The organism is Aestuariibacter sp. GS-14 (genome assembly GCF_006494365.1).
Taxonomy (GTDB): domain Bacteria; phylum Pseudomonadota; class Gammaproteobacteria; order Enterobacterales; family Alteromonadaceae; genus Alteromonas; species Alteromonas mangrovi.
Genome location: NZ_VHIP01000002.1, coordinates 457,783 through 481,988, shown reverse-complemented (window position 1 = coordinate 481,988; position 24,206 = coordinate 457,783). Strand labels below are relative to the sequence as shown.

Genomic DNA, 24,206 nt, shown 5'->3' with positions numbered 1-24,206 from the left:
AGAACTTTTGCAACACGAGCAACTCAAAGCCTTCGTAATCGACAAAATTGACGACATGAAAGGTCGTGATATTGTTGAGCTTAACGTTAAAGGTAAATCAACAATCACCGACACCCTGATCATTTGTTCTGGTAACTCAAAGCGCCATGTAAGCGCCATCGCCGAACACGTGCAACTCGAAGCCAAGCGTGCGGGACACCCGCCGTTAAACGTTGAGGGTAAAGGAACTGGTGACTGGGTACTGGTAGACCTGGGCGAAATTATTGTGCACATCATGCAAGATGAATCGCGGGATTTTTATCAGTTAGAAAAACTCTGGGGTTAATCCCCCCTGCCCAGGGAGTAAGCAGGCCGTGCGCATTCAGATTATTGCAGTGGGAAACAAAATGCCAGACTGGGTGACAACGGGCACCCAGGAGTTTTTGCGTCGTTTTCCTGCGGATATGCCAGTCAGCTTTGTCGAAATTCCGCCGGGGAAACGCGGCAAAAATGCCGACATTAAGCGCATTCTTCAAAAAGAAGGCGAAGCCATGATGGCGGCGATTGGTAAGAACCACAAAGTGGTTACCCTGGAAGTGACCGGTCGTCCATGGGATACCCCTACCCTTGCCAAACAACTTGATAGTTGGAAAATGGATGGCCGGGACGTGAGTTTACTGATCGGCGGCCCCGAAGGGCTGGCACCAGAATGCTGTGCACTTGCCGAACAACGCTGGTCACTCTCGGCACTCACTCTGCCACACCCCATGGTACGTATTATTGTAACCGAGGCGCTTTACCGGGCCTGGTCGGTTACCCAAAACCATCCCTATCACCGCGAGTAAGTTATGCCGATTAAGCGCCAGACAATTCGCGATCACACTGCAGAAGCCAATCTCTTTGCACGCCGTTCTGTTATTGCAGCGCTTATTGTTATTGCGCTGCTAGGTATGGTAGTAAGCAATTTGTACTACCTGCAGGTTAAACACTTTGAAGACTATCAAACGCGCTCAAATGGCAACCGTATTAAAGTAGTGCCAATTGCCCCCAACCGCGGACTGATTTACGACAGAAATGGTGTTTTACTGGCAGAGAACCGCCCGGTTTATAACCTGGAGGTGATCCCTGAACAGGTAAAAAAACTGGATGAAACGCTGTCAGAACTGCAGGTCCTGATGGGGATCACGGATGAAGAAATTGATGATTTTCGTCAGGCCTTAAGAGGGCAGCGCCGGTTCAAACCCGTAGCACTGCGCGCCCGTTTATCCGAAGAAGAAGTCGCCCGGTTTGCCAGTCGAAGCCATCTTTTTCCCGGTGTTTCAATTGAAGCCCGTTTAGCGCGCTTTTACCCCTACGGCGATTTACTCACGCATGTATTGGGTTACGTAGCCAAAATTAACAAAAAAGATCTGCAAAAAATAAAAGAAGCCGGATTAGAAGCCAACTATGCTGCCACCTACGACATAGGCAAGCTCGGTATTGAAAAATATCACGAGGATATTCTGCATGGGAAAGTGGGCTTTCAACAAGTTGAAGTAAACAGTCAGGGGCGCATTATCCGTACGCTGAATGTTGATCCACCCGAGCCAGGCCGCGACATAGTGCTGAACATTGATATTCGCCTGCAACAAGCTGCACAACAGGCACTGGAAGGCCAGCGCGGAACGGTTGTGTTGGCCTCCCCTCACACTGGCGGCATTCTGGCGATGTATTCAAACCCCAGTTACGACCCGAATCTGTTTGTGCATGGTATTAGCCGTAAAAATTATGCCGACCTGCTGAATTCACCGGACAGGCCGTTGATTAACCGCGCGACGCAAGGGCAATATCCCCCGGCTTCCACGGTAAAACCCTTATTAGCACTGCTAAGTCTGGAAACAGACACCATTGATAAGTCGTTTAAAATTAATGATAACGGACGATATTCATTACCGAATGTCAGTCACGTTTGGCGTGACTGGAAAAAATGGGGGCATGGCGAAGTAGATGTCACACGGTCAATAGAAATGTCCTGCGACACGTTCTACTATGAACTCGCCTATCAGATGGGCATTGATCTCATCAGCGATTACATGTCTGAATTTGGTTTTGGCGACTACACGGGCATCGATTTGTACGAAGAAAGCGACGCCAACATGCCCAGCCGTGGCTGGAAAAAAGCCCGTTATAATCAGCCCTGGTACATCGGCGATACCATATCAGTTGGTATTGGACAAGGCTACTGGACCACAACGCCTATTCAACTGGTACATGCCATGAACGCACTGGTGAATTACGGCGCACGGTTTGTTCCACAGATTTTACGCGGTTATTACCAGCCTGGCGGCGACGTAGAACTGGAACCACTAAAGTCATTGCGCCCGATTGAAATCAACAATCAGGACAACTGGGAAATCGTACTGGATGCCATGTACGGCACGGTTAACCGCGAGCATGGTACTGCCAGAACCGCATTTGTGGGCACAACTTATACCGCAGCAGGTAAAACGGGTACAGCTCAGCTTTTCTCAGTCGGGCAGAATGAAAAATACGATGCTAAGAAAATAGACGAAAGATTGCGCGACAACGCCATGTACGTCGGGTTCGCGCCTTACGAAAATCCGGAAATCACCGTGGCTGTGGTAATGGAAAATGCCGGCGGCGGCAGTTCAAACGCCGCCCCCATTGCCCGGATCATGATGGATGAATTTTTCCGTTTACACCCAGAAGCCATAAAGTATCCCAAAGCAGTGAAAGCCAACTGATATGATGAAAAAAACAACACTCAATGAGCGTCAATCGTCACTGTGGCAAACCCTGCACATAGACATTCCGTTGTTACTTGGACTACTGGTATTAATGGGTGTGGGTTTGATCACAATATATTCTGCCGGCGGCCAGGATATGGACCTGATCAACCGCCAGGTAATTCGACTCGGCATTGCCCTCTCGGTGATGTTTGTGCTGGCACAAGTCCCCCCGTTAGCGTTTCGGCGTCTGAGTGTTTACATTTACGGGGCCGGTATTCTTATGCTGGTCGCAGTTTTATTGTTTGGCGATATAGGCAAAGGCGCGCAGCGCTGGCTGGATTTGGGTTTTATTCGCTTTCAGCCTTCAGAGGCTATGAAACTGGCAGTTCCTATGATGATTGCCTGGTACATCAGTAAATACACCATGCCGCCTACGTTATCGCAAATCGTTATCGCATTTGTGCTGGTAGTGGTGCCCACCATTCTGATTGCAAAACAACCCGATCTTGGCACCTCGCTGCTCATCGCCAGTTCTGGTATTTTTGTTATCTTTCTCGCCGGAATGAGCTGGAAACTCATTGGAATGGTAGCAGCACTGGGCGGCGCGTTTTTACCAATCATGTGGATATTCCTGATGCAGGAATATCAAAAACAGCGGGTACTTACGTTTCTTAATCCGGAAAGCGACCCACTCGGTTCCGGCTATCACATTATTCAGTCAAAAATTGCCATTGGTTCGGGTGGTTTACATGGTAAGGGCTGGCTACAGGGAACACAGAGTCAGTTGGAATTCTTACCCGAGCGTCATACCGATTTTATTTTTGCGGTATTCAGCGAAGAATTTGGTTTGACCGGTGTGATCCTGCTGCTGGCTATTTACCTGTTTATCATTGTGCGCGGACTGATGCTGGCAGTGCGCGCACAGAACGCTTACAGTAAGCTGCTAGCGGGCAGTATCACGCTCACCTTCTTCGTATATGTGTTTGTGAACATGGGTATGGTGTCAGGAATATTACCCGTAGTAGGCGTTCCTCTGCCTTTAGTGAGTTATGGCGGCACGTCCATGGTGACTTTATTAGCGGGATTTGGCATTCTAATGGGTATCGGCACACAAAAACGCTTAATGTCGCGCTAAATGCAAAAGTTCACGTCGGTTTGTTTCTGGGTTTTAGTTATCAGCGGGCTAACGGCCTGTCAGGCACCATCGCGTTATACGCGAGCGGTAGATTCTGCACCTGACTTTGAGTATACCGAGCCCGAGATGGTTGATGCTGAGCCGCGCTACGAACCCTATCGCGAACAAAACAGCTTGCCCTATGAGGTGTTTGGCAAACGCTATCAGCCAATGACAACCGGCAAAGGTTTCGTGCAAACAGGTAATGCATCCTGGTATGGACAAAAGTTTCACGGCCATTTCACCTCCAACGGCGAAATTTACGACATGTTTGCCATGACGGCAGCACATAAAACCCTGCCATTACCGTCATATGTGCGTGTAACTAACCTCAGCAATCAGGAATCGGTTATTGTTCGCGTAAATGACCGGGGCCCATTTCATTCTGATCGGATAATTGATTTATCCTACGCTGCAGCCAAAAAACTGGGTTATCACAATAACGGTACCACCAGTGTTAAACTGGAAGTGATCTACGTGGATAAACAAAACATGGTTACAGTGGGTAACGAGCCACCGGTGCCTTATGCATTGTATGCGGGACAGTTGCCCAACGAGTCTGATTTACACATTGCCAGTGAAGCGGCCGACAAAGCCAACCTGATTACGCAAACCCAAACACCGCAGCCTACTCAGACTATTGATGCCGTATCTGCCCCTGCCGGGTCATCTCCTGTCGCAGTGACTACTCCCAGCTCAGACATCGCCAAGGGATATTACATTCAGGTGGCGGCTTTATCAGATGGTAAGCGCGCAAAGCAACTGTCTGACGGCCTGTCCAGCCTCTATCAGGTGCCTGCGCAGGTACCACTGATAGACGACATTTACCGTCTGAGGCTTGGCCCACTCACTGACCGGTTTCAGTTGCAAATGCTACTGGACGAGTTAAAAAAGAATGGCTATCCAGGCGCATATACCATTGAGGCGACACTCTAAACACTGAAATTGTTGGAGTGAATCCTACAACCAGTGAACTTGCAGCACAGAAAGGTTAATTAAACTTTTTTCACTTGCCCTAGTCCAACACCCTGGCATACGTTAGAATGCCGGAGTTTTATATTCTTCCTTTCCAACTAAAAAAACGGTAACACCATGCATAATAAAATAACGCGCGCTAAACCGTCTTTCTTGTCATCAGCGTTGATGGCACTGAGTCTATTTGCCAGTTCCGCATCCAATGCGGCCGTAGTCATTCCACCTGCGCCCAGCGTAGCTGCCTCAGGGTTTATCCTGATGGATTATGAAACAGGCCACATCATTGCAGACCAGAATGCAGACATGCAATTGGCACCGGCCAGTTTAACCAAAATCATGACAGTGTACGTAATTGGCAAAGAAATTCAGGCCGGTAATATCAGTCTTAATGACGAGGTAAAAATTACCGAAAACGCCTGGGCTAAGAACTTTCCGGACTCGTCCAAAATGTTCATTGAAGTAGGCACAACCGTAAAAGTCAGCGATTTGCTGCGCGGTATTATCGTGCAGTCGGGTAACGACGCCTGTGTTGCTATGGCGGAGCACATTGCAGGGTCTGAAAGTGCGTTCGCCAACATGATGAATGCACACGCTGCCAGCCTGGGTATGACCGCCAGTCACTTCACCAATAGCCACGGGTTACACGATGCTAATCACTATACCACACCGCGTGACATGGCCATTTTATCCCGGGCGTTAATTGAAGAAACACCCAACATGTACGCCATTTACAGCGAAAAAGAATTTACCTATAACGGAATCAAGCAGTACAACCGCAACAGCTTGTTATGGGATAAAAGCCTGAACGTAGATGGGATTAAAACCGGACATACTTCAGATGCAGGTTACAGCCTGATCACATCGGCTTATCAGGGTGATATGCGCTTAGTGTCGGTAGTAATGGGTACCGAAAGTGAACGCGCACGCAAAGAAGAAAACAAAAAGCTGTTGCGTTATGGTTTCCGCTTTTATGAAACAGTTACCCCTTACCAGGCTGGCGAAAGCTTTGTTGCCCACCGTATCTACATGGGCGACCGCGACACAGTGGATTTAGGCATAAATCAGTCTACGCCAATTACCATCCCACGCGGCCAGGTTGATAACCTGAAAGCTAACTTTGAAATAGACCGTAAACTGGAAGCACCGCTGGCCAAGGGCGAAGTGGTAGGCAAGCTATATATTCAGTTAGATGGCGAAGATGTAGCAACTTACCCGCTGGTGACACTACACGAAGTGAACGAAGGCGGTTTGTTCGATCGCATGATGGATTTTGTGTCGCTAAAACTCGGCTTAGACGACTAGCTATATCCAGCATTCAACTCACCACTTTACACCCCGGCGTGCGTATTTAACGCACGCCAAATCTGGCTTCACGCCTGTCAAATTGATACAATCCGCTGGTTTTCACTTTTGAGGTATTCGTCATGGACACTCGCTTCGACGAATTGTTAGATTTTCCAACAGTTCAGACGTTTAAAGTTATGGGCGTGGCCCACGAAGATTTGCCGAATCACGTTGTTGCGTGCCTGCAGATACACGCACCGGGCGACTATGCCCCAACAGTTAAACCCAGTTCTAAAGGCAACTATCACTCGGTTTCCGTACAGGTTACCTGTACCAGTAAAGAACACATGGAAACCTTGTATAAAGAACTGGCAAAATTAGAATTAGTCAGGGTTGTACTGTAATACATGGGCGAAAACACGGTGATCATTCGCCAGTTAGGACGACAGTCTTATGAACCGGTCTGGCAACGGATGCAGAGTTTTACAGACACCCGCAACGACGACGCCCAGGATGAAATATGGTTAGTTGAGCACGATCCAGTGTTCACCCAGGGTCAGGCTGGTAAAGCTGAGCATGTGCTTATGCCTGGTGACATTCCGGTTGTTCAGGTAGATCGTGGCGGCCAGGTTACCTATCACGGTCCGGGTCAGCAGGTGGTTTATTTAATGCTGAATGTGCGTCGGCGCAAGTTAGGCGTTCGACAACTGGTTACGGCTATGGAAAATGCCGTGGTAGCAACGCTTGGCACGTACGGCATTACCGCCAATGCACGCCCTGATGCACCAGGTGTGTATGTTAACGGCCAAAAAATTTGTTCGTTGGGATTACGCATTCGCCGTGGATGTTCATTTCATGGCCTGGCGTTGAATGTGAATATGGATTTGGCACCGTTTCTGCGCATTAATCCTTGTGGATACGCCGGCATGGAAATGACTGACTGTGCCAGACTGGGTGGCCCGGATTCGCTGGATGAAGCCGGCGCGGTCTTGCTGAAATACTTATTGGCTGAATTAGCCATTGAGACTACACAAACAATAGAAGGCTTTAATGAGTAACGTAAAAGCAAAAGCCGGGGTCAAACTCCGTGATGATCAGAAAGTCAAACACATTCCGGTAACCATCATTCCTACTGAAAAGGAAGAGATGTTACGCAAGCCTGAGTGGATCAAGATCAAGCTGCCACGTACTACCGATAAAATCGACCACATTAAGCAAACACTGCGCAAAAACAACCTGCATTCGGTGTGTGAAGAAGCCAGCTGCCCTAACCTTGCAGAATGTTTTAATCACGGTACCGCCACCTTTATGATTCTAGGTGACATCTGTACCCGCCGCTGCCCGTTTTGTGATGTTGCGCACGGCAAACCCTTACCACCAAGCGCTGAAGAGCCTTTAAAACTGGCAACCACGATTAAAGAAATGAACCTGAAATACGTGGTAATTACCTCGGTTGACCGTGACGATTTGCGCGACGGCGGTGCTCAGCACTTTGTTGATTGCATAAACGCCATTCGCGAGCACAGCCCGAATACCACGATTGAAGTATTGGTTCCGGATTTCCGCGGTCGCATGGACCGGGCACTGGAAATTTTCAAAGCCGGGCCACCAGATGTATTTAATCATAACCTGGAAACCATCCCGCGCTTGTACCGTGAGTGTCGTCCGGGTGCAAATTATCAGTGGTCACTGGACTTATTGAAGAAATTTAAAGCACAACACCCGTCGATTCCCACCAAATCGGGCCTGATGATGGGGATGGGCGAAACGAAGGAAGAAATCGCTGAAGTATTGAAAGACTTACGCGCTCATGACGTAAACATGCTGACACTGGGGCAGTACCTGCAACCAAGCCGTCATCACTTCCCGGTTAAACGTTACGTTCACCCAAATGAATTCGATGAATTAGGCGCACTGGCTAAAGAAATTGGGTTTACTCACGCCGCTTGTGGTCCAATGGTACGTTCCAGTTACCACGCAGACCGTCAGGCCGCTGGCGAAGAAATTAAATAATAAACTCGGGAGCAGGTTGATAAACGACAACCTGCTTTTTACCCGCCCTTTTTGCTTGATACATTGCCACATCGGCGGCATTTAGCATTGAGGTTAACGACCTGCCAGCACTATTTGAATCACACACACCATAGCTGGCAGAGATTACCCGTCCATCCAACTGCTTTTTCGTACTTATCATGCTTAACTGCTGACTAATCAGCCAGGCAAATTGCTCAGCCTGACTGGCGTTAGTGGAAACGAGGAAGATGGCAATTTCCTCCCCCCCGATGCGTGCTACACTGAGCACTTGTGGAGTACGAAGCTCAAGGATAACGTTACTGACATTTTGCAACACCCAGTCCCCACTTTGATGCCCAAAACCGTCGTTCACCCATTTCAGATTATCCAAATCCAATAAAATCATGCTGCATGTTTCAGCATGATCTGGATTAGCTAGATACGCAGTCACCCGCTCGGTAAAACACCGGCGATTGTGCAACCCTGTTAAGGCATCTGTATTAGCCATCTTTACCAGCGTTTTGCGTTGTTGCTTATGACGATACAAGGTTACAAGCAACAACATAATCAACGAAACAGACAACACTGCCACTAAATACGTGTTCAGCATGCGTTGGTGACTAACGAGCAATTCGCGCTCCAATAAGGCATTTTGCTTCGCCAATGACTGCATTGCCCGTTCTGATGCAGCCAGGCTAAATTCCGCTTGGGCCACGGCCAGTTTTTTAGCCATGGCACTTTTTTGCTCCTGATGCCGCAAATCGTTCACGATCCTGAGCCAGTGATACGCTTGCGCATATTGATGTTGCTGTATTGCCAATTCTGACTTCAGTAAACTGGCCTTTATATAGCCTTGAAGATAATCAGTTAATACCGGGTTAGCTAGCAGGTCGTCTACGATTAACTCTGCCTGGTCATAACGTTGTAACGAAAATAACGCCAGCGCGTAGTGATTTTGAAGTGCCGCCCATAAATGAAAATAGTCGAGTTTTTTCACTTTGCTTTGATGGCTTTCTACAAACGCCACGGTTTCGCCATAGTCTTGCCTGCTATTGAGTAAATCGCTCCAGGTAACCAGGTAATCTATGGTGTAAACACTGGGTTGCAAGGCATCACATTGCTTTTGGAGTGTGTCTAACCAACTGTCATCAATATCAGAGGGATTCACACCTTTCTTTGCGGTAAATTCATAAGTAGTAAAACGGCAGTTAAGCACATCTGACATTGGCTCGGGGTAGCTGCGCGCGTCCATAATCAGCTGCAAGGCATCATTAAACAATTCTAAATGCAGGAAAAAAAACACCTGACCGATACGGGCAGTAAACCAGTCGCTATCGCGGGGGCTGCGGGACTGAATTTCGACTAATTCATCTACCAGTAATACGCCCTTTTCCCATTCTTTTAATCCTGCGTATAAACTAAGTAGAGTAGCCCGGGAGCGAAGGGCAAGACGGCCGCTATCATGTCTTATGGTAATCGGCTCCAGTAACTTTGCCGCTTTACTGATGTCGGAATTCATTGCTACGTGAAAGGCATGCAGGTAGTCGAGATAATCTTGTTCACTGCTTGAGAGCGTATAGCGACTGACTTTTTTTAAGAGTGCCAGCGACGCCTGGCGATCCATTACACGCAAGCTATCGGCTTGCTCTAACAGTTCGATGGCTTCCTGAGCGTGACTCAGTGGGCTGGTAAACACTATTATAAGCAGGAGGCATGACGTGAGGTGTCGCAGTACAGCAAATTTGATACACACCTCCAACACAGTTACATCTGAACACTACCAGGGTAAGCTAACCGACATGCCTGACTCAACCAATCATAGCAATAACGCGATGATTTTCTAGTGCCTTTCATCGTTTACAAGCGCGTCCCTTCAACTACGACGCCATACTGGCAGAGTATTCGTACACCCGGTTACGGCCGTACTGTTTCGACTGATACAAGGCTAAATCTGCTGCCGCATATAAATTATCGAGTTTATAACCGGCATGCGAACTGCACCCTACCCCGGCGCTCACGGTGAGCTTAAAATTATAGCCCGATTTATTGGTATCGATATTATCAATTGCCTGCCGGCATTCTTCTGCGATCCGCAATCCAACACTGCTGTCCTGCACCATCAGAGCGACACCAAATTCTTCGCCGCCCAATCGCCCTACAATGGCATTTTCAGTCACACTATCGCGAATAGTAGCAGCAACCTGTATAAGCGCCCAATCACCCACCTGATGACCATAGGTATCGTTAATATTTTTAAAGTGGTCTAAATCCAACAAGATCAACGACACCGCATTGTTGTTTTTTTGTGCCTGACTCAGAAGACTTTCTACGCTTTCAGTAAAGAAGCCACGGTTAGCAATTTTAGTCAAACCATCGGTATGTGCATAATAACGCAGTTTTGCCTGCACTTTACGGCTTCGAAACGACCAGAACAATAAGGTTGCCAAAAGCAGAGAAACTAAAGACAACGCAAGAAGCGAATTTTCCAGTTGTTCAGTGGTGAGTTGAGACTCCGTTTTTAATAAGTCATTTTGCTTGTCTAACAATTCAATCTGACTTTGCTTGGCGTCGACTTCAAACCAGGCTTTCTGAATAGCCATTTCATTTGCCAGTTTGCTTTCAAACATGCTTTTTTCAAGCGCCAGCTTTTCATTCAAATAATAATAAGCTTGATTGAAGTCTTGTTTTACTTCAGCTATTTGGCGCAACACGTCGTACATTTTGATCTTGTCGCCAACAAAACTGTCTATGTTATCGAAACCAGCCACCAGTTCAGCATATTGCTGTGCCTTGTCATATTGCTTCAAAGCCAGGTACAGAGAAGCGTACTCATTGTACAAGTCAATTAATTGGGAATCCTGGCGGAATTTTTCGGTCTGAACAAGGGTAAGCTCAACAACATTTAATGCTTCCTGATAACGGGCCTGTTGTTTAAGCCACTTGATTTTCCAAATTGCAATGTTAACTAATTCATAATCGAGATCAGCGGCGTTACAAACAGCATCCGTTTCAGTAAAATCAGAAAGTACAAGCTGTTTATAATCCAGGCTAACAATTGAATCTAACTTAACTTCCATCGATAAACACTTGTGAAACAGGTCGATGTCTTCCAATGACAACGCTCTTTCGGCAAAGTGTAAGGCGGTTTCTGGCTGATTAATTTGCTTATATATCAATGCCAACGCAATATATGCTGCCGGCCGATACGTTGATTCAGGGTATTTCTGCAGGAGTGCCAGGAGTTCTTCGACACGATAAAATCCTTCCTGCCATTGTTTTTTAGCGCCAAGTAAATTAATTAGAGAGCTAAGTGTGCGAATGCGAATATCGGCGTTCTTGGTAATCTCCAGGAGCGCTGAATACTCGGTAATTACAGCATCCAGATCGCCGTCAAAGGTAAGAAAATACGCACTCAAATACTGATAATACTCGCGCTCGTCTGAACTCAATGCACTCATGGGTATTGCAATGAGGCGCTCACGGCTTTGCTCTGGACTTGATAGACGGCCTCGATCAATATCAGCTAACTCAAAGCTGTAGTTAGTTTGACAAAAAGCAGAATGTGTCCATAAATTCAACACAAAAAAGAGAACACTGGATGCGCAAAATAGACGATGCATACTGCTTCTTAATGCACCAACAACTAAACGGAAACAGATTCGGGTTTAGGTTCTTTAGGCTTTTCCTCTTCAGGCGAATCTGGCTTGACTATCGTGAGTGCGGGTTGATTCTCAGTGTCTGACATAGATACCATTAGCGCTTCTAATTCTGCGCGGTCTTGTTCAGTCAATTGTGACAAATCAGAAGCAGGATCAACACCCAGTTTTTCTAAAATTTTAATAGCAGTCATTATTGTACCTTTTATATCCATTCGGGTTTGTATTGCCTAACGTTCTTTTTACCACGCTATGCGCCGGAAATCGATTTTAATTGCGCAACAATCGCATGATTTGGCCTTAATTTTTTACCCGGAGGAATCACTAATGTTGAAATGAGTGACACGTCTGCATTGGGTAATTCTTGCAACGAAAACCAGACTATTTTGGGTTGTTGCGTTGGCAAAAAAGGAGATTCATATATCGCAATCTTATGATCAGGCGCATAGTGTTCCAGCAGCATGTTCATAAGCACAGTTCGCTCCTGCGGCCCGGTTTGCTTTGGTGTCATCGACAAATCCCCGGCATGCCCCAGTTGCCATAATATCAGATAGGCAGTTGGGTCTATTACGCGCTCGTAAAACATAAACTGGCTGGTTTCAAAAGACTGGCATCCATAGGCGCCTGGGTCGATCCCCATGTCTGCATATAAACACGCATCAGCAGAAATCCCCGGTTCCATCCATGCGGTAAAGCCCTCTTCCCTTGCCTGTTTTATTGCGGCATGCGGTACCTGTGCAAACACCCCCGGATGACCGTAAAACACACCTACAACCCGCAGCCCGCTGCGAACTGCATCCATCAGTGCTTGTTGCATTTCTGTGTAGGTTTGTCCGCGGTCTTTATTTTTACCGTACAGCCCTTGCAATGAACGGACATCCGGGTGCATGGTAGCAATCCACTTTTCAATCACCGGATGACAACTACTGAACACTACATCGGCCTGGGAAATATGATTCCGACACCGCTCTGACATGTGCGCACCAAGCACAATACCAGGGCCTACACACACCAAACTTCCCGCTTTTACCGCCATGCTTTAATCCTGTATACACTGCTTTTCTGTCTATCGGCTAAAAAACCAATAATCGAATAGATTAATATAAAAAAATCGCATATTCGAGTTATTCCTCAGGTTTATAACGACTGACTGTACCCAGCGCAGCAAGGCTTGCTACAATGAATAAAAATACAAGAACGACACAGACTATGCGTAAACACATTTATATTGCCTACACGGGCGGCACAATCGGTATGCGCCCATCGGCGCAAGGTTATGTACCTGCTCCGGGTTTTCTGGCACAAACGCTGGCTAACATGCCGGAATTTCACCGCGAAGAAATGCCACTCTACACATTACATGAATACGATGAGCTAATGGACTCATCGGATATGAGTCCGACAGACTGGCAACATATTGCAGATGATATTGCCAATCATTACGACCAATACGACGGTTTTATTATCCTGCATGGCACCGATACCATGGCGTATACAGCATCAGCATTGAGTTTTATGCTGGAGAATCTGGGCAAGCCGGTGATCATTACCGGCTCACAAATCCCCTTTGCAGAACTGCGTTCTGACGGACAGGAAAACCTGCTTAACGCCCTGTATATTGCCGCCAATTATCCCATTGCGGAAGTCAGTTTATATTTCAATAACAAGCTACTGCGCGGAAATCGCAGCCGTAAAGTGGATGCAGACGGCTTTGATGCCTTTGACTCACCGAACTTCCCGCCGCTGCTGGAAGCCGGGATCAGCATTCGGGTAAAAGCGGGCAAAATCACACTGCCCACTCCCCATACGTTAAAAGTGAATCCGGTAAAGGCGCAACCCATCGGACTGGTAAGCCTGTACCCGGGTATATCACCTGCGGTAATTGAAAACACCATTCAACAACCGGTAAATGCGCTGATCCTGCTGAGTTATGGTGTTGGCAATGCGCCGCAAAATCCCGCCTTGCTTGCTCAGCTTAAACTGGCCGCCGAGCGCGACATAGTGGTAATCAACTGTACCCAGTGTTTGCGGGGAAAAGTTAACATGGGTGGCTATAAAACCGGCCATGGCTTATCGCAGATAGGTGTAGTATCCGGGCATGATATGACGCCGGAAGCAACGCTGGCCAAGCTGCACTGTCTGCTTAGCCAATCGCTGACGGTAGAAGCGCTTAAACACGCACTCACACACAACCTGCGCGGCGAACTCACTGAATAAAGGTACACCAATGCAATACAGCGGTAACTTAAGTAAAATGCGGGTGAGCGCCAGCAACGATTGCGTAGCTCAGTATACGCTCGCTCTTGGCGGGCACGATATCGACATGAACGACCTGATAGGCCAGTCTGTAGACTTAACCTACCATGGTGAAATTCATTGTGTAAATTGTGAACGAACCACAAAAAAAAGCTTTAATCAGGGCTACTGCTACCCTTGCATGATGAAGCTCGCGGAATGCGATACCTGCATTATTAAACCGGAGTTGTGTCACTATCAACAAGGTACCTGCCGCGATCCGCAATGGGGTGAAACACATTGTTTATCGGATCACTTCGTATACCTTGCCAATACCGGGAACATGAAAGTGGGAATCACCCGCCACGTTAGCGATGGCATATCCAGTCGTTGGATAGATCAGGGGGCGACTCAGGCAACCGTTATGTTGCGCGTACCAGACAGATTAACCAGTGGGCGTATTGAAAAACTCTGCACCCAGTTTATTGGTGATAAAACCAATTGGCGAACCATGCTTAAAGGCCCGGCTGAGCATCAGGATTTAACCGCCCTGAAACAACGTTTGCTGGCAGAACTCGATGATGAGTTGAACAAGATTGCTCAGGAGAAGGGTTTACAGGCGTTCGCACCGGTAGACGACACACTGCACACAATTAGTTATCCGGTTGATACTTATCCAGTGAAAATTAAATCGCTGAACCTGGACAAAACACCGCAATTCAGCGGTGTTCTGACTGGCATAAAAGGCCAGTACTGGATCCTGGATGAAGACAGGGTAATTAATATCCGCAAATTTGCCGGATATAAAGTAACGCTGACGGTATAGCAAAAACGGGTGTCAGACTTCGCTGCCACCCATTTCCAGTGCCAACTCGTCTAATTGCGCTAGCATGGTATCAAAACCACCGGTTTTAATCCGATACGACACTTTAACGTGAAAATTGCTCTGACCGTACTTCACCTTCAGGTTATCGGCCTGGAGGTGTTTAGCGGTATTTAGAAAACGGTATGCCTGAGGCTGGCTTTCAAACGCGTACTCGATAGCGTTTTGCATTACACCCCCGCCACCGGCAACACGTAATAGCTCAGAATATCACGCAAACGCTGCTCCCAGCCTGCGCCAGTCGACGATTCAAACGCGCCTGCACTGGCAATTAACCCCGCAATAAGCACGTTAGGCTCAGGCAACGCATTACCACTCAGTTTGCTTTGCATTAATTGCAATTGCACCGTTGAACGCGCAGACTCGTATTCAGCTGGGGAAGGTAGTTGCGCCAGTACCTCAAGCATCAGCAAATCGTGTTGTAATGCTTCCTCGTTTTGCAATGCACTGCCCTTCCACCAACTGTTAGGTAAATCCGGTGCCTGTTCAGACAAACTGCCTGCATCAGTTCCCTGTTGTTTACTGATTTCATCAATAACGACATCAATTTGCTCGCCCCACAACTCATGCTGTTGCAACGTAAGCGCATCCTGTAAGGTCGATTGTACTTTGCGCAGTTGCAACTCCAGACCTTTGCGCTCCTTGGGATTCATCGACATCTTAGACAGCGAATCAGCCAGTGAATCCAGCGCCGTTTGCTGAGAAGCCTGCGCGGCATCGTCGATCTCTGCCTTCAATTTATCCAGCGCTTGCAGCCATTGTTGTGACTCCGAGCGTTGTTGGTGACGCGCTTGCTGTTGCTGTGACTTTGCTCTGGCAAACACGTCATCATTGGCCGCTTTAAACGCAAACCACAATTTAGATTCAACACGCTTGCCCGCAGGACCGGTTTGCTTCCACTGCTGTTGAAGCGCCTTTGCCTGCTCGCTGGCTTCAATGGCATTGTCGGCTTTACTCAATGCCTCAGTCTGGCTTACCAGTTGCTCTTTAATTTCGCGGTTACGCTGGATCCAAGGAGACAACAGGTTGTTAACCTGCTCGCTTACTGCATCCCACTGCGTCCGAAGCTGGCTGTAACGCTCTGCATCGGTTTGCGGAGCCTGCTGCCATTGTTTTTTCAGCGCTTCAAAACGGGTGTAGCGATCTGATTGCTCCACCGTGTCTTCAATTAGTGCAGACAATGCCGATATCAGCTGTAAACGCTCTTCGGCAGCGTTCGCCTGTGCAGTCTCCAATTCAGCGAAATAGACACGACATGGGACAAAGGCTTCTTCCAACAACGCGTTAAACTGTTGGTTTAGTGATTCGTCATCATCGCTCCCCGTGCTACCTAAACTTTGCCATTGTTGGCGAAGTACTTTTACTGCCTTAGCGCGCCCTGGCATGTCGGTATCGGTGGTTGCAACCAGTGCCTGAGCCTGCTCAATCAGTTGTGGTTTACGCGGTGCAGCAATGTAGTTTTGCCAGCCTTCCAGTCGGGCAATATCGGCTTCAATCTGGAGATACCGCTTTTCAATTACTTGTTGAGTGGCAACGGGCATTTGCTGATAAATTTCAGACAACTTAGCAAACCTGACCATAGCCGACTTAAACTTGCCTTGCACAATCAAATTATCAATGATGTTGATGTGCTTACGGCAGGCTTTTAACGCCGACTGTTGCTCTGCTTGCTGCTTTTGCTTTTGTGCATTGAGCAATTTATTCAGCGCTTTCCACTGGGTTAGCAAAAATGAAGGCACCACCACCATTTCACTGGTGCATTGTTTCCACGTTTGCTGGATATTGTCGGCGTTCAGGGTGGTTGAATCTTCGTCACCGGATTCGGCCTCTTGCTTCCAACGCTGTAATTGCGCCTGCAACTCAGTAACCTGACGCTGCAGCGCCGGCAAGCTGTCCCAGATATGTCGATAGCTTTCCAGCAGGCTTTCAATTTCTTCAGCAGGCGCTTCGAAGGCTTGTAGTGCTTCAATTGCAGCTTCGGCGGCTTTCACTGCTTGCTGAAATTCGCTCACCTCACCCAGACTCAAACTCAGCAGTTGTTCACCCTGAAGTTTGTTGTGATACTGCTTTACCCGTTCTACAGTTTCGGCTACTTGCTGCTTAGCCTCGCGGTGAGCGCCCGCCTGCTGAGCCTCACGCCAGGGACCTTCCAGGCGCGCTAAATGCCGATGCAGTTTGTCTGCAATCGTGTGATATTTTTGCTCAAACGCTTCACGAGTAGTTACATCCAGGCAGTGGAATTCTACTATTGAAGTCTGGTACTCATCGTTGAGTGCGCTAAACTGATTGTGCACCAGCAGATAGTCTGATTTGTCGAGCAACGCCTGCATTTTCGACAGAACCATTGTGCAATTCCTGGCGACATCGACGGGCTTTTGCGCCAGCTGTTTGAGTACTTCTATACGCGCCTGAATGAGTGCTTCGGTTTCATTGTCACTGCATTTTTTAAGCGCTTTTAACAGCAACTCTACTTCAACACAGTTATTCACCAGACACCGCTTTAGTCCTGATGACGGGGTTAACGTCATCAAGTCAAAATACAATGCTGCTTTACCTACCCGCTCAATAGCCTGCAATACAAATGATTCATCATCGTGTAATTCGGTCATTAATGGCAAACAGCGTAAAACCTGCTCAGCCGGAGCGGATTTCAGCAAGTATTCCTTAGCTTCTTTCTGACTAAGTTGTTGCGACCCGTCGATAAGAGCGCATTCGACTTTGGCCTGAGCGGCACCGCGCAAGCGAGGGTTGCGCGCAATTTGAGACATCTTGAGCCACAATGCAAATGTGTCAAGCTTCTCTAAAGCAGCAAGACTTACGCGCTCATCGTCATCATTAAATGCCAATTCGTGCAAAATGCGCTTTTCGTTTTGCGAATCGGGCGATAATTTTTCAATGGCTTTTAACCGGGTATCCGGGTCGTTACTATTATGGGAAGGCGCGAAAAATCGACTAAATATCATCCTGCTTAAACCGGGCTATGGAAGTTTCATTGGATTGTGACTCACGCAATTCCTGGCGTAATTCACTTTTGCTTTTGTGCACGATCTCGCCGCTCTCACCCACTGTCATGTGCTCGTTAGTGCGCGCAACACGGGCCTGATATAACAATACCGCTTGAAGACAATTCTCTTTCTGGTCTTCCGACAGCGGTTTACCATCCGGCCATTTGCCGGTTTCAACCGCTTGACGGAGCCTGTCATAAACCTCTGGCGTCATGGCTGCCAGAATTTGCTCTACATTCATTTTGCTGACCGCTTTAACAACACGATTCTTACACGGTTAATGCCGTACCATAAAAAGCCACACACGCAACCCAGTACTGCCAGATTATGCTGCAGATCGCCGGGCGATGCGCCGCCCCAATACATAAAACCAAACCCGCCAATAAACAACAACATAGCCAGCATGGATTGGTTTTGAATACTGTGCATCTTTTTGAAACGCTGCATACTGTGTTTGCGTTCGATATCTTCAACTGAAGCATCCTGATAAGCAAAATCGCAATGTGTACAGGACTTCGCTTTGTCCGACATTTTCTTACCGCATGAAGGACAGTCAATTAACGCCATATTATCTCCCAAAAAGTGTCAGATGAATGTCCGACAACATAACCGGACATATCAAAAAGCCAGGTATGGACCCTGGCTTTTACACCGGCTTGTTTTGTACTTAAAACAAACCAGACTGGTTTAATTTTATTTCTTGTCTTTAACGCTTTGCCAGTATTGATCAACCGTTTGCTTCATTTCTTTACTCAGCAACACAAGTCCGAACAGGTTTGGCAATGTCATTACAACAATGGCCACGGCCGATAGCGCCCATACCAGTGTTGTATCAGAAAACGAAGCCCACACAAACCCGGCCACATAAATTACACGGTAAGGCATAATAGAACGTGGGCCTAACAGATAGGTCATTGCACGGTCACCGTAGTAAGACCAGGCAATTGCCGTAGAGAATGCAAACAATAACAATCCTATCGACACAATATACTGACCAAAATCACCAAACCAACCGCGGGTAAAAGCTATGGTGGTGAGGGTAGCAGAGTGTACCAGTGATTTACCCTTAACTATCAGGTTTTCTTTTACGGGTTTACCGTCTTTAATTTGCAGTGTGCCGGTAAACGGATCATCATCACCCACTAAAAACTGCACGTCTTCGGCTACTGAACGAGCGTTGATCAGTGTGTATCCGCTGGTTACGGAGGTACCATTTACCACTGATAAGGTACCAGTGAACGGTTGCACATCACTTTCACCCGTGCTGTTCAGATATCCGTAAAGCTGCACTTTGTCGGCATCTACCTTGTCTGAATATTCACCGGCAACGAACACCATATCGGAACGGTCAAACACGTTTTCGTGCTTTTCTTTCCACACGCCAGACGACAGGATAACCAAACCGGTTAACGTACAAATGATAATGGTATCGATAAAGGGTTCAAGCAGCGACACCATGCCCTCTGAGGCGGGCTCTTTGGTTTTTGCCGCAGCATGGGCAATGGGCGCAGAACCCTGACCCGCTTCGTTTGAGAATAATCCCCGGTTTACACCGCGGTTAAACGCATAGGCTAACGACGCACCAAGGAAACCACCCGCAGCAGCCGAACCGGTAAACGCATCACTGATCACAGCCGCAAAAGATGGCAGGATATTTTCGGCATTCGCAAGAATAACTGCCAGAGCACCAATTAAATAGATAACCGCCATGAAGGGAACGATACGGGCAGTTACCGCAGCAATCCGCTGGATCCCACCTAATATAACCAACGCCAGTAAAATACCCAGTACACTGCCCACAATCCAGGGTTCAAAACCAAACGTTGCTTCAATGCTGGTTGCAATACCGTTACTCTGTGGCAGGTTACCTGTACCAAACGAACTCACTACCGTCGCAATCGCAAATGCCACTGCCAGCCATTTCATGTTCAGGCGTCGATCCATAAAATACATCGGACCACCGGCCATGGTGCCATCTTCAGTTTGCACGCGGTATTTGTGCGATAAGGTTACTTCCACGAATTTTGTGGTCATACCTAAAAAGGCGGTTGCCCACATCCAGAACAAGGCCGCAGGGCCGCCGAGGAAAATAGCAAACGCCACACCACTGATATTACCGGTGCCCACCGTACCAGACAACGCCGTTGTCAGTGCGCGAAAATGGGTAGTATCACCCGGGTCGTCACTGTGATCGTACTTGCCAGTTACCACTTTCCAGGCATGTGCGAAAAAGCGAATTTGTGGAAATTTAAGGTAGATTGTAAAAAACAAACCTACCCCGAGTAGTACGAAAGGAAACCAATCGGCTCCCCCTAACATGCCATCCAATGACACTAAAAAGTTATACAAGCCTTCCAAACCGAGTTCCCCTTGTTGTTAAAGTTTATTGTTGTTATGTCCTAACGAAGGTGTGAGACCACAGCTCTGGTTGCCACCAGCAGGTCCTCACCAAACTGTTGGCATCGCTGAGCAGACCAGCCAAACAGTGGATCAGGTAAATTATTATTATCTTTAAACGGCATCTCAACTGTATACGCCAAACAGGTAAATGCCTGACCTACCGCATTAGATGCAATAGTTAAATTCGCCTGGCCAGGAGCGTCTTTGGCGTAGCCGTACTCGTCCTGAAACTCAGGTGTGGCTTGCAGCAACGCTTGTTTGAAACGGCTTTCCAGATCTGCCAGGTGTGCAGAATACGCAGGAATTCCCTCGCTACCAGCTACAAAATTGTAAGGTAAGGCTTCATCACCATGCAGGTCCAGATACATATCCACACCAATCTCACGCATAGCGTTGAGCACATAATACACTTCCGGGCTTTTTTCCAGTGAAGGTGTGGCCCATTCGCGATTCAGGTTTATCCCTGCCGCGTTGGTTCTCAAGTGGCCGCGAACACTGCCGTCGGGATTCATATTCGGTACGATGTAGAATACCGCATCATTTAACAACGCCCGGGCAACGCCATCCTGGTCGTCTAACAAGCGGTTAATCATCCCCTCTGCACACCACTCGGCCATTGATTCGCCTGGATGCTGACGTGCGGTAATCCAAATTTTCCGCTTGGCGTCATCTTCTTCGCCGATAACCAGCATTGATAAATCGCGGCCATCCAGCGTTTCCCCCAAGAAACGCAATTCACATTGCGCTGCACATTGTGCATCCGAGAGCAGATCAAGGTGACGTTCGTAGCTGTATGGCGTGAAGTAAGCAAAATAAACCTGAGCGTGTTCCAATGCCAGGCTAAAGGTAAGGCTATCGCCATCGAATTCACTCTCTACCCGAAACCAGGTTTGTCGGTCGTAGGAAGCACAGACATTGTACCCTTCCCAACCTTTTGGATAGGCAGATTTAGCCAGTTCGGTAATACGCAGGGTGTGTAGTTGATTTACTTCACCACGGAGACCAAAATGAAACCACTGGTAAAAGTCGGATTGGTTATCTTTGTTGATCGCCAGCACAATATTGTTAGGATCATCGGCTTGAATGACGCGGATGTTACCGCTGTCGAATTGACTTGAAATATGCATCTGTCTTTATTGTTATCAATTTTGGGCTAATTTAACACAGTCGCGAAGAACATTGCCATGGCGTTGGACCGCGAAATCGCCGTTTTTGTAGTAAGTGTTTAACATTTATACGGATTGCCGAACGGATTGCCGAATGGAATGCCGAACGGATTGACGACGGATTGCCCTACCCGTTAACTAACAAAAAACGCGCTGAGGCTATGACACCAACAGCGCGCTGATTCTGAAACCGTTAAAAAGGCAATTAACGCGGTAAGGTAGGAATACAGATCCCAGCCATGTCCATTGCTACTCGTAATACCTGACAGCTGTAGCCAAATTCATTGTCGTACCACACATACAGAGTAAGACGGTTTTCCGCCACAATGGTTGCCTGTGAGTCTACAACCGAAGCGGCGCGTGAGCCCACTAAGTCCGTTGATACAATCTCGGTAGACGCCGTGTAATCAATCTGATGTTGCAATGATGAGAACAGCGCGGTATCACGCAGGAATTCATTTACGGAGATCTTATCAGTGGCTTTTTCCAGATTTAGATTAAGGATCGCCATAGATACGTTAGGCGTAGGTACACGAATAGCATTACCGGTTAATTTACCTGCCAGTTTCGGATAGGCTTTCGCAACCGCTTTAGCTGCACCCGTTTCAGTGATAACCATGTTCAACGGTGCACTGCGACCACGGCGCTCTGCTTTGTGATAGTTGTCGATCAGATTTTGGTCATTCGTATAAGAATGCACGGTTTCAACGTGACCATTTACTATGCCGTATTCCTGATCCAGTGCTTTGAGCACAGGTGTGATTGCGTTGGTAGTACAGCTGGCAGCCGACATAATAGTGTCTTCTGGCAGAATATCGGCCTGGTTTACCCCATGCACAATGTTCTTAATGTCACCCTTGCCAGGTGCAGTTAACAATACTTTAGCGGTGCCTTTGGCCTTTAGGTGTAAACCCAGGCCATCGCGGTCTCGCCACATACCGGTATTGTCGATTACCAGTGCGTTGTTAATACCGTAAGCAGTGTAATCCACCTCATCCGGGCTATTTGCATAAATTACCTGAATATACGAACCATTGGCTTTCAGCGCTTTGCGCTCGTGATCGATGGTAATGCTACCGTTGAATGGTCCATGCACAGAATCGCGACGCAGTAAGCTGGCGCGTTTTTCCAAATCGCCATCTTTACCACCGCGCACAACGATGGCACGCAGACGCAATTTGTTGTTTTGCCCCTGACGTTCAATAAGCAAGCGGGCAAGCAAACGTCCGATTCGACCAAAACCGTATAGCACAACGTCCTGAGGAACCTGCTCATCAGATTTGTTGACTACATCGGCAAGTTTGTCGTGCAAATAAGCATTGAGGTCTGTTTTATCAACTGCGCTGCCATAATGGAAATCGAAGGCCAATTTACCAATATCTATTTGTACCGGTGCCAGTTGCATGGTGCTGATGGCTTCAAGGAGTGGAAAGCTCTCACGTAAGCGAAGTTTGATGCCTTCATGCAGACGGACTTTACGATGAGCTTTGATTACATCGATGGCACTTGCATTCAATAAAGTGCGGCCGTACACGGTGATCTCAACAGATTTGTTGCGGTACAGCTTGCCAATAATTGGCAACATCATTTCTGCGTATTCCTGGCGTTCCTGCCAGCTAGCTTGCAATTCTTGCTCAAAGGGTTGGTTCATACTAGTGCCTTCATCAAATAAATCATGTATAAAATTGACGATGTAACCAGGCACAAGCATGTTTGTTACGATTGAGCAGTTAAGGCATCAATCGTTAGTGTCAGCCCTGTGCCGTGTTGGGCGACATTCTAATTAAACACAAAGGGAACTCCAAATTGTTGAAAAATTTCAAAAAATATAAAAAACACCGCGCTAAACAACAATTATTTAGTAATTTTTCCACACATTCTCGCTGGCTGCTAATAGCTATCCTTGCTGTTTTCATGTCTGGTTGCGGCGACTTGTTTGAACCAACCGTCAAGTCAATTTGTGAAGACTATCCGCATTTTTGTGCCGATCTTAATGAAGATGGCTGGTGCCGTGCTGAAAAATCCGACATTATTCGCCACCGATACAATTACCAGAATGACGACAGCGATCGCCCCAAATATGATTTGCTGTTGAATTACGAAGCGTACGAATCCTGCATCGCCAAAGCCTCGCAAATCGAGCACAAAAAATACCGTGAACGCGAATTTGGACGCAAAGAAGCAGCCGTTACTGCGAACAAGGCATTGCGTCAGCTGATTTGGCAAACCCGCCATTCAACCGACCCATATGTGTCTTATTATCAATGGTCTAGATTTGGCCACGAAGATGCCAAAGCACGTTTCATCAGCGCTGCCAGAGCCGGTATTTTTACTGAGCCCAAGTACTATGTTGACCTGGCCAGTATCATGGTTGCACAAGACCCGATTGCCGCCCGCAACGCATTGTTTATGGCACTGGCTCAATATGCGAATGTTGACTCAGAAATTGATGGCAGCATCACCAGTCAGTTAGCCAGTCTGTCGCTAAAAATGGAAAATTACCGGATGGCTTACGTATGGACCAAAGTGTCAAACCACTTTGCGAAGTCGATTGACGAGAGTCAGTTGGTCGCACTGGCAACGCAATTTTCGTTACCTGTGGACATACTGGACCAATTATCGGACGACATTGAGGATGCGATCAGTGGCAGAGAATTTGATGCGTTTGCCATGAAAATCGATCAGTTGTAACGAAAATCTGAAACTA

23 protein-coding genes are annotated in these 24,206 nt (G+C 47.5%); 12 read left to right on the top strand and 11 right to left on the bottom strand.

What is annotated here, in order from left to right; translation table 11 throughout:
• The first annotated feature begins 7 nt into the window (after positions 1–7).
• The 9 genes from rsfS to lipA all read left to right on the top strand — a co-directional run bounded on the left by rsfS (position 8) and on the right by lipA (position 8,154).
• Positions 8–325, top strand: a complete 318-nt coding sequence (gene rsfS / locus FJ444_RS05215; RefSeq protein ID WP_140956860.1) for a ribosome silencing factor — start codon at positions 8–10, stop codon at positions 323–325.
• A 28-nt stretch (positions 326–353) separates the two neighbouring features.
• A complete protein-coding gene (gene rlmH, locus FJ444_RS05210; protein WP_140956859.1) occupies positions 354–824 on the top strand; it encodes a 23S rRNA (pseudouridine(1915)-N(3))-methyltransferase RlmH in 471 nt (156 codons plus the stop codon).
• Positions 825–827: 3 nt separating this feature from the next.
• Positions 828–2,723: a penicillin-binding protein 2 gene (gene mrdA, locus FJ444_RS05205; RefSeq protein ID WP_140956858.1), complete on the top strand. Its 1,896-nt coding sequence runs from the start codon at positions 828–830 to the stop codon at positions 2,721–2,723.
• 4 nt (positions 2,724–2,727) lie between these two features.
• The gene (gene rodA, locus FJ444_RS05200; RefSeq protein ID WP_140956992.1) at positions 2,728–3,843 is read left to right on the top strand and encodes a rod shape-determining protein RodA; all 1,116 of its coding nucleotides are present in this window, start codon (positions 2,728–2,730) and stop codon (positions 3,841–3,843) included.
• Entirely contained in the window at positions 3,844–4,818 is a 975-nt protein-coding gene (locus FJ444_RS05195) for a septal ring lytic transglycosylase RlpA family protein (RefSeq protein ID WP_140956857.1), read from the top strand.
• A 207-nt stretch (positions 4,819–5,025) separates the two neighbouring features.
• Positions 5,026–6,159, top strand: coding sequence for a serine hydrolase (locus tag FJ444_RS05190; protein ID WP_370298013.1), 1,134 nt, complete (start codon positions 5,026–5,028; stop codon positions 6,157–6,159).
• Between the two features lie 122 nt (positions 6,160–6,281).
• Complete coding sequence (ybeD, locus tag FJ444_RS05185) at positions 6,282–6,545, top strand: DUF493 family protein YbeD (RefSeq protein ID WP_140956855.1); 264 nt, start codon at positions 6,282–6,284, stop codon at positions 6,543–6,545.
• Between the two features lie 3 nt (positions 6,546–6,548).
• Positions 6,549–7,199, top strand: coding sequence for a lipoyl(octanoyl) transferase LipB (gene lipB, locus FJ444_RS05180; RefSeq protein ID WP_140956854.1), 651 nt, complete (start codon positions 6,549–6,551; stop codon positions 7,197–7,199).
• Positions 7,192–8,154, top strand: a complete 963-nt coding sequence (gene lipA / locus FJ444_RS05175) for a lipoyl synthase (RefSeq protein ID WP_140956853.1) — start codon at positions 7,192–7,194, stop codon at positions 8,152–8,154. Before lipB ends, lipA begins: the two co-directional genes overlap by 8 nt.
• On the opposite strand, the gene FJ444_RS05170 is transcribed toward lipA, so the two are convergent.
• From FJ444_RS05170 to FJ444_RS05155, 4 genes are all read right to left on the bottom strand, one after another.
• Positions 8,147–9,850 carry a GGDEF domain-containing protein gene (locus FJ444_RS05170; protein ID WP_140956852.1) on the bottom strand — a complete coding sequence of 568 codons (1,704 nt, stop codon included), beginning with the start codon at positions 9,848–9,850 and terminating at the stop codon, positions 8,147–8,149. The two genes, lipA and FJ444_RS05170, sit on opposite strands and share 8 nt — an antisense overlap.
• Positions 9,851–10,031: 181 nt before the next feature.
• On the bottom strand, positions 10,032–11,612 hold the full coding sequence (locus FJ444_RS05165; RefSeq protein WP_181405068.1) for a GGDEF domain-containing protein: 1,581 nt from the start codon (positions 11,610–11,612) through the stop codon (positions 10,032–10,034).
• Positions 11,613–11,797: 185 nt separating this feature from the next.
• Positions 11,798–12,004 (bottom strand): hypothetical protein, encoded by a 207-nt coding sequence (locus FJ444_RS05160; RefSeq protein WP_140956850.1) that lies wholly within the window; start codon positions 12,002–12,004, stop codon positions 11,798–11,800.
• A gap of 56 nt (positions 12,005–12,060) precedes the next feature.
• Positions 12,061–12,846: an SAM-dependent methyltransferase gene (locus FJ444_RS05155; RefSeq protein WP_140956849.1), complete on the bottom strand. Its 786-nt coding sequence runs from the start codon at positions 12,844–12,846 to the stop codon at positions 12,061–12,063.
• Positions 12,847–13,019: 173 nt separating this feature from the next.
• On the opposite strand from FJ444_RS05155, the gene ansA reads away from it, so the two are divergent.
• A complete protein-coding gene (ansA, locus tag FJ444_RS05150; RefSeq protein WP_140956848.1) occupies positions 13,020–14,027 on the top strand; it encodes an asparaginase in 1,008 nt (335 codons plus the stop codon).
• 10 nt (positions 14,028–14,037) lie between these two features.
• Entirely contained in the window at positions 14,038–14,871 is an 834-nt protein-coding gene (locus FJ444_RS05145) for a DUF2797 domain-containing protein (protein ID WP_140956847.1), read from the top strand.
• Between the two features lie 12 nt (positions 14,872–14,883).
• Here FJ444_RS05145 and FJ444_RS05140 read toward each other — a convergent pair whose 3' ends face one another.
• The 7 genes from FJ444_RS05140 to FJ444_RS05110 all read right to left on the bottom strand — a co-directional run bounded on the left by FJ444_RS05140 (position 14,884) and on the right by FJ444_RS05110 (position 23,150).
• Complete coding sequence (locus FJ444_RS05140) at positions 14,884–15,099, bottom strand: hypothetical protein (RefSeq protein ID WP_140956846.1); 216 nt, start codon at positions 15,097–15,099, stop codon at positions 14,884–14,886.
• Positions 15,099–17,891 (bottom strand): DUF349 domain-containing protein, encoded by a 2,793-nt coding sequence (locus FJ444_RS05135; protein WP_140956845.1) that lies wholly within the window; start codon positions 17,889–17,891, stop codon positions 15,099–15,101. The genes FJ444_RS05140 and FJ444_RS05135 overlap by 1 nt, the downstream gene beginning before the upstream one ends.
• Complete coding sequence (locus tag FJ444_RS05130) at positions 17,881–18,174, bottom strand: YeaC family protein (RefSeq protein ID WP_140956844.1); 294 nt, start codon at positions 18,172–18,174, stop codon at positions 17,881–17,883. Before FJ444_RS05130 ends, FJ444_RS05135 begins: the two co-directional genes overlap by 11 nt.
• The gene (locus FJ444_RS05125; protein WP_140956843.1) at positions 18,171–18,500 is read right to left on the bottom strand and encodes a zinc ribbon domain-containing protein; all 330 of its coding nucleotides are present in this window, start codon (positions 18,498–18,500) and stop codon (positions 18,171–18,173) included. The genes FJ444_RS05130 and FJ444_RS05125 overlap by 4 nt, the downstream gene beginning before the upstream one ends.
• Positions 18,501–18,626: 126 nt before the next feature.
• A complete protein-coding gene (locus FJ444_RS05120; RefSeq protein ID WP_140956842.1) occupies positions 18,627–20,291 on the bottom strand; it encodes a sodium:alanine symporter family protein in 1,665 nt (554 codons plus the stop codon).
• Positions 20,292–20,332: 41 nt separating this feature from the next.
• Complete coding sequence (locus FJ444_RS05115; protein ID WP_140956841.1) at positions 20,333–21,460, bottom strand: carboxypeptidase family protein; 1,128 nt, start codon at positions 21,458–21,460, stop codon at positions 20,333–20,335.
• Positions 21,461–21,704: 244 nt separating this feature from the next.
• Positions 21,705–23,150: a glyceraldehyde-3-phosphate dehydrogenase gene (locus FJ444_RS05110; RefSeq protein ID WP_140956840.1), complete on the bottom strand. Its 1,446-nt coding sequence runs from the start codon at positions 23,148–23,150 to the stop codon at positions 21,705–21,707.
• Between the two features lie 263 nt (positions 23,151–23,413).
• Between FJ444_RS05110 and FJ444_RS05105 the strand changes: the two genes are divergently transcribed.
• A complete protein-coding gene (locus FJ444_RS05105) occupies positions 23,414–24,190 on the top strand; it encodes a DUF2989 domain-containing protein (protein WP_140956839.1) in 777 nt (258 codons plus the stop codon).
• Positions 24,191–24,206 lie beyond the last annotated feature (16 nt).

What these genes read in the sequence shown, in the direction of transcription:
- FJ444_RS05115 (WP_140956841.1), bottom strand. Translation starts at nt 21,460, where the DNA reads ATGCATATTTCAAGTCAATTCGACAGCGGTAACATCCGCGTCATTCAA.
- FJ444_RS05190 (WP_370298013.1), top strand. Translation starts at nt 5,026, where the DNA reads ATGGCACTGAGTCTATTTGCCAGTTCCGCATCCAATGCGGCCGTAGTC.
- lipA (WP_140956853.1), top strand. Translation starts at nt 7,192, where the DNA reads ATGAGTAACGTAAAAGCAAAAGCCGGGGTCAAACTCCGTGATGATCAG.
- FJ444_RS05135 (WP_140956845.1), bottom strand. Translation starts at nt 17,891, where the DNA reads ATGATATTTAGTCGATTTTTCGCGCCTTCCCATAATAGTAACGACCCG.
- FJ444_RS05125 (WP_140956843.1), bottom strand. Translation starts at nt 18,500, where the DNA reads ATGGCGTTAATTGACTGTCCTTCATGCGGTAAGAAAATGTCGGACAAA.
- FJ444_RS05155 (WP_140956849.1), bottom strand. Translation starts at nt 12,846, where the DNA reads ATGGCGGTAAAAGCGGGAAGTTTGGTGTGTGTAGGCCCTGGTATTGTG.
- rodA (WP_140956992.1), top strand. Translation starts at nt 2,728, where the DNA reads ATGAAAAAAACAACACTCAATGAGCGTCAATCGTCACTGTGGCAAACC.
- FJ444_RS05105 (WP_140956839.1), top strand. Translation starts at nt 23,414, where the DNA reads ATGTCTGGTTGCGGCGACTTGTTTGAACCAACCGTCAAGTCAATTTGT.
- FJ444_RS05145 (WP_140956847.1), top strand. Translation starts at nt 14,038, where the DNA reads ATGCAATACAGCGGTAACTTAAGTAAAATGCGGGTGAGCGCCAGCAAC.
- ansA (WP_140956848.1), top strand. Translation starts at nt 13,020, where the DNA reads ATGCGTAAACACATTTATATTGCCTACACGGGCGGCACAATCGGTATG.
- FJ444_RS05165 (WP_181405068.1), bottom strand. Translation starts at nt 11,612, where the DNA reads ATGAGTGCATTGAGTTCAGACGAGCGCGAGTATTATCAGTATTTGAGT.
- FJ444_RS05140 (WP_140956846.1), bottom strand. Translation starts at nt 15,099, where the DNA reads ATGCAAAACGCTATCGAGTACGCGTTTGAAAGCCAGCCTCAGGCATAC.
- lipB (WP_140956854.1), top strand. Translation starts at nt 6,549, where the DNA reads ATGGGCGAAAACACGGTGATCATTCGCCAGTTAGGACGACAGTCTTAT.
- mrdA (WP_140956858.1), top strand. Translation starts at nt 828, where the DNA reads ATGCCGATTAAGCGCCAGACAATTCGCGATCACACTGCAGAAGCCAAT.
- FJ444_RS05195 (WP_140956857.1), top strand. Translation starts at nt 3,844, where the DNA reads ATGCAAAAGTTCACGTCGGTTTGTTTCTGGGTTTTAGTTATCAGCGGG.
- FJ444_RS05160 (WP_140956850.1), bottom strand. Translation starts at nt 12,004, where the DNA reads ATGACTGCTATTAAAATTTTAGAAAAACTGGGTGTTGATCCTGCTTCT.
- FJ444_RS05110 (WP_140956840.1), bottom strand. Translation starts at nt 23,150, where the DNA reads ATGAACCAACCCTTTGAGCAAGAATTGCAAGCTAGCTGGCAGGAACGC.
- FJ444_RS05130 (WP_140956844.1), bottom strand. Translation starts at nt 18,174, where the DNA reads ATGAATGTAGAGCAAATTCTGGCAGCCATGACGCCAGAGGTTTATGAC.
- ybeD (WP_140956855.1), top strand. Translation starts at nt 6,282, where the DNA reads ATGGACACTCGCTTCGACGAATTGTTAGATTTTCCAACAGTTCAGACG.